Raw genomic sequence first — 10,115 nt, forward strand, 5'->3', positions numbered from 1 at the left:
CGTCGCGGGGGTCGTCATGCGTCCTCCTCGCATCCGGTCAGCTGGAACCAGTAGAAGCCGTGTCCCGGCAGGGTGAGCAGGTAGGGCAGGTGGCCGATGCGCGGGAACTCGACGTGTCCGGTCAGCTCCACCGGTGTGCACCCGCTCCAATGCTGCAGATTCAGTTCGATCGGCTGGGGGAACCGCGACAGGTTGTTGACGCACAGCACGGTGTCGCCGTCCTCGGACACCTGCCGCACGAACGCCAGCACCGACGGGTTCGAGCCGCCCAGTTCTTCGAAGCTGCCGATCGCGAAGGCCTCGTGGCGGCGCCGCACCGCCAGCATCGTCCGGGTGAAGTTGAGCAGCGAGGTACTGGTGTCGCGTTGGGCCTCGACGTTGACCGCCTGATAGCCGTAGACGGAGTCCTGGCTGGGCGGCAGATAGAGCCGGCCGGGGTTCGCCTTGGAAAAGCCCGCGTTGCGGTCCGGCGTCCACTGCATCGGTGTGCGCACGCCGTCGCGGTCACCCAGCCAGATGACGTCACCCATGCCGATCTCGTCGCCGTAGTAGAGGACCGGCGAGCCGGGCAGCGACAGCAGCAGCGCGGTGAACAGCTCGATCTGATTGCGGTCGTTGTCCAGCAGCGGCGCCAGCCGGCGGCGGATGCCGACGTTCGCCTTCATCCGCGGATCCTTGGCGTACTCGGAGTACATGTAGTCACGCTCTTCATCGGTGACCATTTCCAGCGTCAACTCGTCGTGGTTGCGCAGGAAGATTCCCCACTGCGCCATGTCGGGGATCTCGGGCGTCTGGGCCAGGATCTCCGAAATCGGAAAGCGGGATTCGCGGCGCACAGCCATGAAGATGCGCGGCATCAGCGGGAAGTGGAACGCCATGTGGCACTCGTCGCCGCCGGTGGTGGCGTCGCCGAAGTACTCGACGACGTCGGCCGGCCACTGGTTGGCCTCGGCCAGCAGCACCCGGCCCGGGAATTCGTCGTCGATGACCTTGCGCACCCGCTTGAGGAAGGCGTGCGTCTCGGGCAGGTTCTCGCAGTTGGTGCCCTCGCGTTCGAACAGGTAGGGCACCGCGTCCAGCCGGAACCCGTCGATGCCCAGCTCGAGCCAGAAGCGCAGCACGTCGATCATCGCTTCCTGCACGGCCGGGTTGTCATAGTTCAGGTCGGGCTGGTGCGAGAAGAACCGGTGCCAGTAGAACTGCTTGCGCACCGGGTCGAACGTCCAGTTCGACTCTTCGGTGTCGATGAAGATGATCCGGGCGTCGGTGTAGCGCTCGCTGGTGTCGCTCCACACGTAGAAGTCGCCGTACGGGCCATCGGGGTCGTGCCGCGACTCCTGGAACCAGGGGTGCGAATCGGAGGTGTGGTTCATCACCAGGTCGGTGATGACCCGGATCCCCCGTTCGTGCGCGGCGTTGAGCAGCGCGACGAAATCCTCGACCGTCCCGAACTCGGGCAGCACCTTGTAGAAGTCCCGGATGTCGTAGCCGCCGTCGCGCAGGGGTGAGTCGTAGAAGGGCGGCAGCCAGATGCAGTCGATGCCCAGCCACTGCAGGTAGTCCAGTCGCTGCAGCAGCCCGCGCAGGTCGCCCGACCCGTCCGCATTGGCGTCCAGGAAGGCCCGCACCAGCACCTCGTAGAACACGGCGTGCTTGAACCACGTGGGGTCGGTGGGCAGCGCGGCGGCGTTGTTGAAGTCCTCGGCGTCGGGGTGCTCGACTACGCCGTCCTGGACGTGGCTGCCCCCCTCGGGATGGTGCTCGACAGCTTCTCTTGCGTCGTTCATCAAATCCACGATGCCACGGGTACCCTAGGCGCGACTTTCGGAATCACGCCCACACGCTTGTGACGAAACACGCCCGGTGACAAACGAATTGGCCACCGCCGGGTCTCGCCGGCGTGGATGTCAGGCCGGCGGACCCTCCGCCAGTGTGATGTTCGCCGTACGCTCACCGCCGTCGTTGGACCGGTAGTGCACAGCGATGGTGTCGCCGGGGTGATGCGGAACGAGCACCTCGGTCATGGACGTCGCCCCGGTGATCGCGACGTTGTCGACGCCGGTGATGACGTCGCCGGGCGCGATGCCGGCGGCCCCGGCGGGACCGGCACCGACCACCCGCTGCACCCGCGCGCCGTTGCCGTTGTTGTCCATCACACCCAGCCCGAGGAACGCCGTGGGGCCGATGTGAACCGTGTTCGAGCCGGCGCCGGAGCGGATCTGCCCGGCGACGCCCATCGCGCGCCCGATGGGAATGGCGAAGCCCTGCCCGCCGGACATCTTGTAGCTGTCGGTGGCGGCGGTGTCGACGCCGATCACCTGCCCGGCGTTGTTCACCAACGGCCCGCCGGAGTCACCCGGCTTGATCGGGGCGTCCGCCTGGATCAGGCCGCCCAGGCTCTCCTGCGCGCCGGTCAGGGTGTCCGTCGCCGAGACGCTCTGGTTCAGGGCGACGACCTTGCCGGTCACCGCGTTGGGGGTACCGCCCTGGCCGTTGACGTTTCCGAGCGCGACGACGGGCTCTCCGACCGTGGCCTCGCCGCCGATCGCGGCGGTGGGCAGGCCGGACGCGCCGCGAAGTTGCAGCACCGCGATGTCCTGGGTGCGGTCATAGCCGATCACGTCGACGGCGTAGGTCTGCCCGTTGCCGACGTCGAATGCGCTGATGTCGGTGGCACCGGAGATCACGTGGTTGTTGGTGAGCACGACGCCGTTGGGGTCGATCACGATGCCGGTTCCGGCGCCCACCGCGTTGTTGTAGCCGAACTTGGTGTCGATGTTGACCACCTGCGGCCCGACCTGACCAACCATCGCCGACGGATCCAGCGGCGCCTGGGGGCGATCGGTGAACCGATCCAGCGCCAGGTTCGATGGTGACGCCGACGCCGGCGCAAGGCCCACACCGGATCCCCAGCCGAGGCCCAGTCCGACCACGGTCAGCACGCTGACCAACCATGACCACCGGACCGCGCGGCGGTGCGATTTGCTCATCGGTGTCACCCTCCTGCTTTGCGGTAGAGAACAAACTGTCCCGGCCTCAAGCTCTTGGCGGCACATTTGTGTGTATATAACCGTAATGCAGGTAGCTATGCATGGCATGTGTCAGGTTGTGATCGGCCTCATCGGCACCCGCGCCGTCGTTAACCCCGGGTCCTAGGCTGACCCGGTGGGTGGATTCGACCCCAAAACCGGCTTCGCCGGGTCCCCGGTGGCCCGGCTGGCCACGGTCGGGCCCGGCGGCCAACCGCACGTGGTGCCGGTGGTCTTCGCGGTCGCCACCGATGCCCGGGACGGATCCGACGTGGTGTACACGGCCGTCGATGCGAAACCGAAAACGACAAGGCGGCTGCGCCGCCTGGCCAACATCGACAGCAATCCCCGCGTGAGCCTGCTGGTCGATCACTACGCCGACGACTGGACCCAGCTGTGGTGGGTGCGCGCCGACGGCGTCGCCACGATCCACACCGGTGGGGACGACGCCGACCTCGGATACCAACTGCTGCGCGCGAAATATCCCCAGTACCAATCGGTTTCGCTGGACGGCCCGGTGATCGCGGTGGCGGTGCAGCGTTGGTCGGGCTGGCACTACTAACCGGCGGCTCGGCCGGCCGCGGCGCGTGGGCCACTCGATCTGGCCCGACGGTCTTGTGGTCTACCGAAGTTGGGTGAATGGTAGCTAGTTAGGTGCTAGCGAGGTCAGCAACGGTGCGCCCGGGCAACCTGGAGGAAAGTCATGGCCGACAGGACAACTACTTCCCAAGGCGCGGGGAACGCCCCCACCGCGACCGGTCCGGACGAGATCCGCAACGTGGTGCTGGTGGGCCCGTCGGGCGGCGGCAAAACCACTCTCGTAGAAGCCTTGTTGGTCGCCGCCGGTGTGTTGACCCGAAGCGGCTCGGTTGCCGACGGCAGCACGGTCTGCGATTACGACGACGCCGAGATCCGCCAGCAACGGTCGGTGGGCGTGGCCGTGGCGTCCCTGTCGCATGACGGTGTCAAGGTCAATCTGGTCGACACACCCGGATACGCCGACTTCGTCGGCGAGTTGCGGGCCGGGCTGCGGGCCGCCGACTGCGCGCTGTTTGTGATCGCGGCCAACGAGGGCGTCGACGAGCCCACCAAATCGCTATGGCAGGAATGCAACCAGGTCGGCATGCCCCGCGCCGTGGTGATCACCAAGCTCGACCACACCCGCGCGAATTACGCCGAGGCCTTGGCCGCCGCACAGAATGCGTTCGGCGACAAGGTATTACCGCTCTACCTGCCCACCGACCTGCCCAACTGCAGCGGCCTGATCGGACTGCTGTCGCAGCAGCGCTACGAATACAGCGGCGGCACACGCACCGTGCGGTCACCCAATCCCTCCGACGCCGAGCACATCGAGGAAGCGCGCGGCGCCCTGATCGAAGGAATCATCGAGGAGTCCGAGGACGAGTCGCTGATGGAGCGCTATCTCGGGGGCGAGGCCATCGACGAATCCGTGCTCATCGCGGATCTGGAGCGGGCCGTCGCGCGGGCCTCGTTCTTTCCGGTGATCCCGGTCTGCAGCGGCAGCGGCGTCGGCACCCTGGAATTGCTGGAGGTCGCCACGCGCGGCTTCCCGTCTCCGAGGGAACACCCACTGCCGGAGGTCTTCACGCCGGTCGGTGCGCCGCACGCCACCCTGACGTGTGACGCGGACGGGCCGCTGCTCGCGGAGGTGGTGAAGACGACGTCGGACCCGTACGTGGGCAGGGTCAGCCTGGTCCGGGTGTTCTCCGGCACCATCAGGCCCGACACGACGGTCCATGTGTCGGGCCATTTTGCGTCGTTCTTCGGTGCCAGCAACGGCTCCAATTCTCAGGGCCATGTGCACCCCGACCACGACGAGGACGAGCGCGTCGGGGTGCTGTCCTTCCCGTTGGGCAAGCAGCAGCGCCCGGCGGCGACGGTGGTCGCGGGCGACATCTGCGCGATCGGGAAGCTGAGCCGCGCCGAAACGGGTGACACGCTCTCGGACAAGTCCGAGCCGTTGGTCTTGAAGCCCTGGACCATGCCCGAGCCCCTGTTGCCGGTCGCCATCGCCGCGCACGCCAAAACCGACGAGGACAAGCTGTCGGTGGGGCTGGGGCGGCTGGCCGCCGAGGATCCGACGCTGCGGATCGAGCAGAACTCCGAGACACACCAGATCGTGCTGTGGTGCATGGGCGAATCACACGCCGGGGTGGTGCTCGACGCGCTGGCCAATCGGTACGGGGTCACCGTCGATACCGTGGAACTGCGGGTCCCGCTACGAGAAACGTTCGGCGGCAAGGCGAAAGGCCACGGTCGCCACGTCAAGCAGTCCGGTGGGCACGGTCAGTACGCGGTGTGCGACATCGAGGTGGAGCCGCTGCCGGAGGGTTCGGGTTTCGAGTTCGTGGACAAGGTGGTCGGCGGTGCGGTGCCGCGCCAGTTCATTCCGAGCGTGGAGAAGGGCGTGCGCGCCCAGATGGAGAAGGGCGTGCACGCGGGCTACCCGGTGGTCGACATCCGCGTCACGCTGCTCGACGGCAAAGCGCACAGCGTCGACTCGTCGGACTTCGCGTTCCAGATGGCCGGCGCGCTGGCGCTGCGGGAGGCCGCCGCGGCGACCAAGGTGGCGCTGCTCGAGCCCATCGACGAGATTTCGGTCCTGGTGCCCGACGACTACGTCGGTGCGGTGATGGGTGACCTGTCCAGCCGGCGCGGCCGGGTGCTGGGCTCGGACACCGCGGGCAACGAGCGCACCGTGGTCAAAGCCGAGGTGCCCCAGGTGGAATTGACCCGTTACGCCATCGACCTGCGGTCGCTGGCGCACGGCGCGGCGTCGTTCACCCGGTCGTTCGTCCGCTACGAACCGATGCCGGAGTCCGCGGCCGCCCGGGTGAACGCCGCCGTTTAGGGCGCCTGCGCGTCAGGCTTTGCGACCGAACCGCTCGGCCACCGCCCGGCGGTCCAGCGAACCCTTTGCGGTGTGCGGCAATTCGTCGGCCTGCTGGAACTCGGCCGGCACCTCGAAGGGCGCCAGCCGGTCCCGGCAGAACGCCGCCAGTTCGTCGGGCGTCGGCGCGGCCGACCCGCGGGGGACGATCACCGCGGCCACCGCCTCGCCGTACAGCTTGTCGGGCACCCCGAACACGCCGACCTCGAGCACGCCGGGGTGGCTGGCCAGGACGCCCTCGACGCGCTCCGGCGAAATCTTCTCCCCGCCGCGGTTGATGAGCTCCTTGATCCGGCCGTGGATGACAAGGTCGCCGGCCGGCGACAGGGTGCCCAGGTCACCGGTGTGCAGCCACCCCTCGGTGAAGTTGGCGGCGGTGATGGACGGGTCGCCGAGGTAACCGCGCACCACGGTGGGGCCGTGCAGCCAGACCTCGCCGACGGCCTCCGCGGGCAGCGCCTGACCGCCGGGCCCGACGATCCGGATTTCCGGGCCTGTCGACCGGCCCACGAGACCCGGTGTGGCACCGGGGTTTTCGCTATGCCCAGCACCGTCGATGGCGGTCGTCGCCACCTGGTGGGTCGACTCGGTCATCCCGAATGCGCACACCACCGGCGCGGAGAACGTGTCATGCAGCGCCTGGGCAGTCTCGGCGGTCAGCGGCGCGCTGCAACTACGGATGAACCGCAGGGCGGGCGTGCTGCCCGGCTGCTCGGTTCGCGCGCGCTCCAACAGGATTTGATGGATCGTCGGGACGGCGGTGTACCAGGTGGCGCCGACGGCCTCGATGTCCGCCCAGAACGTGTGCGCGGAGAACTTTCCGCGCACCGGCAGCAGCACCGCTCCCCCGGACACCAGCGTGCCCAGCAGCGCGGCGAGCAGCCCGTGCCCGTGGTAGAGCGGCATCACCGCCACCGTCGCGTCCCGCGGACCCAGCCCGTACCCCGCGATGATGGCCGCCACCGACCCGGCGATGTTGTGGTGGGTCCACGGAACCATCTTGGGCACACCGGTGGTTCCGCCGGTGAACATGATCATGGCGTCGTCGTCGCGCAACCCCTGCGGTGTGGCCACCTCGCGACGGGGCGCCGCGGCGGCGTCCAGGCTGACCGCCGGGGCGGTGCCGTCCGGCCCGACCGTCACCGCGATGGGCCACCACGGCGGCGCGGCCGGATCATTGTCGGCGTCACCGGGTTGGTCGACGAGCACCACCCGGGCACCGACCGCCTCGCTGCGGGCCCGCTGGTCGGCCAGGGGCAGAGCCGGATCCAGCGGAACCGCAACGAGATCCGCGCGCGACGCCCCAAGCAACCCGACGACAAACTCGGCGTTGCTGCCGGCGCGCAGCGCGACCCGATCCCCCGGCCGCAGGCCACCGGCCTTCAGTTGGGCGGCCAGATCATCGACCAGCCCGATCAGGTCTCGATAGTTGATGGGTATGCGGTCGGCGGTGACGACCAACGCCCGCGCCTCCGGCGACCGGTGCGCCGCCGCCTCGACCAGGTCCGCCAGGCGGGGGCTCGCGGATTCGGTCAACCCCTCGCCGCTGTCAATCGCCTCGGATGTCATCGCCGCACTCCTTCCACTTCGGCTGCCGATGCCAACCCTGCCGCGCGGCCTTCTCGGCCGTCCAATATCGATTCGCTCACGATCGATAACCGCCGGCTATCGAACTGCCCTCACAGCGCTTTGACCTGGCACGATAGACAACGCGAATCGCCGGATAGCGCCTTCGTCTTGGACACGCGGTGTGCGCTGGGGCCACAGTGATGGCTACGGCAGTACCCGCCCCCGGCGCACCCACCCGCCGACCGCACGCATCCGAGGAGTCGCCACATGTCCACAGCTTCGGCATCTGGAATCCCGGCGCCGGAACCGACGCGCCTGACCGACGGCTTTCACCTCGTGGTGGACGCGCTGAAGGCCAACGGCGTCGAGACCATCTACGGCATCGTCGGCATCCCGATCACCGACCTCGCCCGCGTCGCGCAGGCGTCCGGAATCCGCTACATCGGTTTCCGCCAGGAAACCTCGGCCGGAAATGCCGCCGCCGCAGCCGGGTTCCTGACCCGCCGGCCCGGGGTGTGCCTCACGACGTCCGGGCCCGGCTTCCTCAACGGCCTGCCCGCGTTGGCGAACGCGACCACGAATTGCTTTCCGATGATTCAGATTTCCGGCTCCAGCAATCGAGCGCTGGTGGATCTGCAGCGCGGCGATTATCAGGACCTCGACCAACTCAACGCCGCGAAGCCGTTCGCCAAGGCCGCTTATCGGATCGGCCGGATCGAGGACATCGGGCGCGGCATCGCGCGCGCCATTCGCACCGCGGTCTCGGGACGGCCCGGCGGCGTCTACCTGGACATCCCCGGCGAGGTGCTGGGCCAGGCCATGGACGCCGGCGCCGCGGCGGACACGATCTGGCGCGTCGTCGACCCCGCACCCCGCCAACTGCCGGCGCCCGACGCGATCGACCGTGCGCTGGACGTGCTGACCCAAGCGCGGCGGCCGCTGATCGTGCTCGGCAAAGGCGCGGCGTATGCCCAGGCCGACAACGTGATTCGGAAGTTCGTCGAGACCACCGGCATTCCGTTCCTGCCCATGTCGATGGCCAAAGGCCTACTGCCGGATTCGCACCCGCAGTCGGCCGCGGCAGCCCGCTCGCTGGCGATCGCGCGGGCCGACGCCGTCCTGCTGGTCGGCGCCCGGCTGAATTGGCTGCTGGGCCATGGGGATTCGCCGCAGTGGAACGCGAACGCCAAATTCGTGCAGGTGGACATCGCCGCTTGCGAGTTCGACAGCAACCAGCGCATCGCCGCGCCGCTGGCCGGCGACATCGGTTCGGTGCTGTCGGCACTGTGTGACGGCGTGGCCGCCCGGCCGATCACCGCGCCACCGGAGTGGGCCGGCGAGCTGGCCGAGCGCAGAGCCCGCAACGACGCCAAGATGCGCGAGCGCCTGGCCGACGATCCGCACCCGATGCGGTTTTACAACGCCTTGGGCGCGATTCGCTCCGTCCTGCAGGACAACCGGGACGTGTATGTCGTCAACGAAGGAGCCAACGCGCTCGATCTGGCCCGCAATGTCATCGACATGGAGCTGCCGCGCCACCGGCTCGACACGGGCACCTGGGGCGTGATGGGCATCGGGATGGGGTATGCGATCGGCGCGGCCGTCGAGACCGGCAAACCGGTGGTCGCGATCGAGGGCGACAGCGCATTCGGCTTCAGCGGCATGGAGATCGAAACCATCTGCCGGTACCGCCTGCCGGTCACCGTGGTCATCCTCAACAACGGCGGCGTCTACCGCGGCGACGAGGCCGCACCCGGCACCGCCGCGCGCGGCTCGGACCCGGCACCGACCGTGTTGAACGCCCGGGCGCACCACGAGCTGCTCGCGGAAGCGTTCGGCGGCAAGGGATATCACGTCACCACCCCGTGGGAGCTGCGCGCCGCGCTGGCCGAAGCGATCGGCGCCGGGGGACCGTCGATCATCGACTGCGAACTCGACCCGGCGGCGGGGGTGGAGAGCGGACATCTGGCCAACCTGAACCCGGCCAGCGCGGCGACACCGCCTGCGGCGGTCAACGCCGGCGGGTAAGCCCTAACAGCTGCGCGTCGAAGAACTCGTCCAGCGTCAGCTGTCCGGCGGAGGTGGCCAGCGCGCGGGCGATCGGCGTCCCGGGCCCGGTGGAGTTGGTGGCCAGGGCGACATCAGCTTTGAGCACCGGATCAACCATTTCCACCGCCCGGATGTCGCTGCCCAGCGGCGACGTCCACAGCCACGTGTGCGGCACGATGGACGCACAGTTGCCTGCCGATGCCTGCGCGAATAACGATGCCACGGAATCAGTTTCGACCTGTGGGTTGACGACGATGGAATGGTCGGCGAAGGCCTTGTCGATGATCTGGCGATCGCGCATGTCGGGCGTGAGCAACGCCAACGGCAATTGCGCGGCCTGCGCCCAGTTCATCGTGGCCGCACCGGATCCCACCATGTCCGCCGGCGCCAGCAGCACGTAGCGCTCCTGGTAGAGCGGGACCAAGTTCACGTCGTGCGCCTCGTCGGGCGCCGCGTGCACGATGGCGGCATCGAGCTCGAATTCGCGCAGGCGCCGGTACAGTTCGCTTGCGGCGAGCCGGGAAAGGATGTGCACCTTCACCAACGGGTGTGCCGAA

General features: G+C 68.6%; 7 protein-coding genes. 3 read left to right on the forward strand and 4 right to left on the reverse strand.

Going from position 1 to position 10,115, the window contains the following annotated elements; genetic code table 11:
• Window positions 1-14: 14 nt before the first annotated feature.
• On the reverse strand, window positions 15-1,787 hold the full coding sequence (gene treS, locus A5646_RS08835; RefSeq protein WP_066868237.1) for a maltose alpha-D-glucosyltransferase: 1,773 nt from the start codon (window positions 1,785-1,787) through the stop codon (window positions 15-17).
• Window positions 1,788-1,907: 120 nt separating this feature from the next.
• The gene (locus A5646_RS08840; protein ID WP_066868122.1) at window positions 1,908-2,990 is read right to left on the reverse strand and encodes a S1C family serine protease; all 1,083 of its coding nucleotides are present in this window, start codon (window positions 2,988-2,990) and stop codon (window positions 1,908-1,910) included.
• 175 nt (window positions 2,991-3,165) lie between these two features.
• On the opposite strand from A5646_RS08840, the gene A5646_RS08845 reads away from it, so the two are divergent.
• Together A5646_RS08845 and A5646_RS08850 are read left to right on the forward strand one after the other, a co-directional pair.
• Entirely contained in the window at window positions 3,166-3,591 is a 426-nt protein-coding gene (locus A5646_RS08845; RefSeq protein WP_066882017.1) for a TIGR03668 family PPOX class F420-dependent oxidoreductase, read from the forward strand.
• 141 nt (window positions 3,592-3,732) lie between these two features.
• Window positions 3,733-5,901, forward strand: coding sequence for an elongation factor G-like protein EF-G2 (locus tag A5646_RS08850; RefSeq protein ID WP_066882015.1), 2,169 nt, complete (start codon window positions 3,733-3,735; stop codon window positions 5,899-5,901).
• A 12-nt stretch (window positions 5,902-5,913) separates the two neighbouring features.
• Here A5646_RS08850 and A5646_RS08855 read toward each other — a convergent pair whose 3' ends face one another.
• Complete coding sequence (locus tag A5646_RS08855) at window positions 5,914-7,509, reverse strand: FadD7 family fatty acid--CoA ligase (RefSeq protein ID WP_067021294.1); 1,596 nt, start codon at window positions 7,507-7,509, stop codon at window positions 5,914-5,916.
• 267 nt (window positions 7,510-7,776) lie between these two features.
• On the opposite strand from A5646_RS08855, the gene oxc reads away from it, so the two are divergent.
• Window positions 7,777-9,537: an oxalyl-CoA decarboxylase gene (oxc, locus tag A5646_RS08860; RefSeq protein WP_067021297.1), complete on the forward strand. Its 1,761-nt coding sequence runs from the start codon at window positions 7,777-7,779 to the stop codon at window positions 9,535-9,537.
• On the opposite strand, the gene A5646_RS08865 is transcribed toward oxc, so the two are convergent.
• Window positions 9,521-10,115, reverse strand: a 595-nt coding sequence (locus A5646_RS08865; protein WP_197505150.1) for a LysR family transcriptional regulator substrate-binding protein, incomplete at its 5' end; no start/stop codon positions are given. The genes oxc and A5646_RS08865 overlap by 17 nt on opposite strands.

It is taken from the genome of Mycobacterium sp. 1245499.0, assembly GCF_001673615.1.
GTDB lineage: Bacteria > Actinomycetota > Actinomycetes > Mycobacteriales > Mycobacteriaceae > Mycobacterium > Mycobacterium europaeum_A.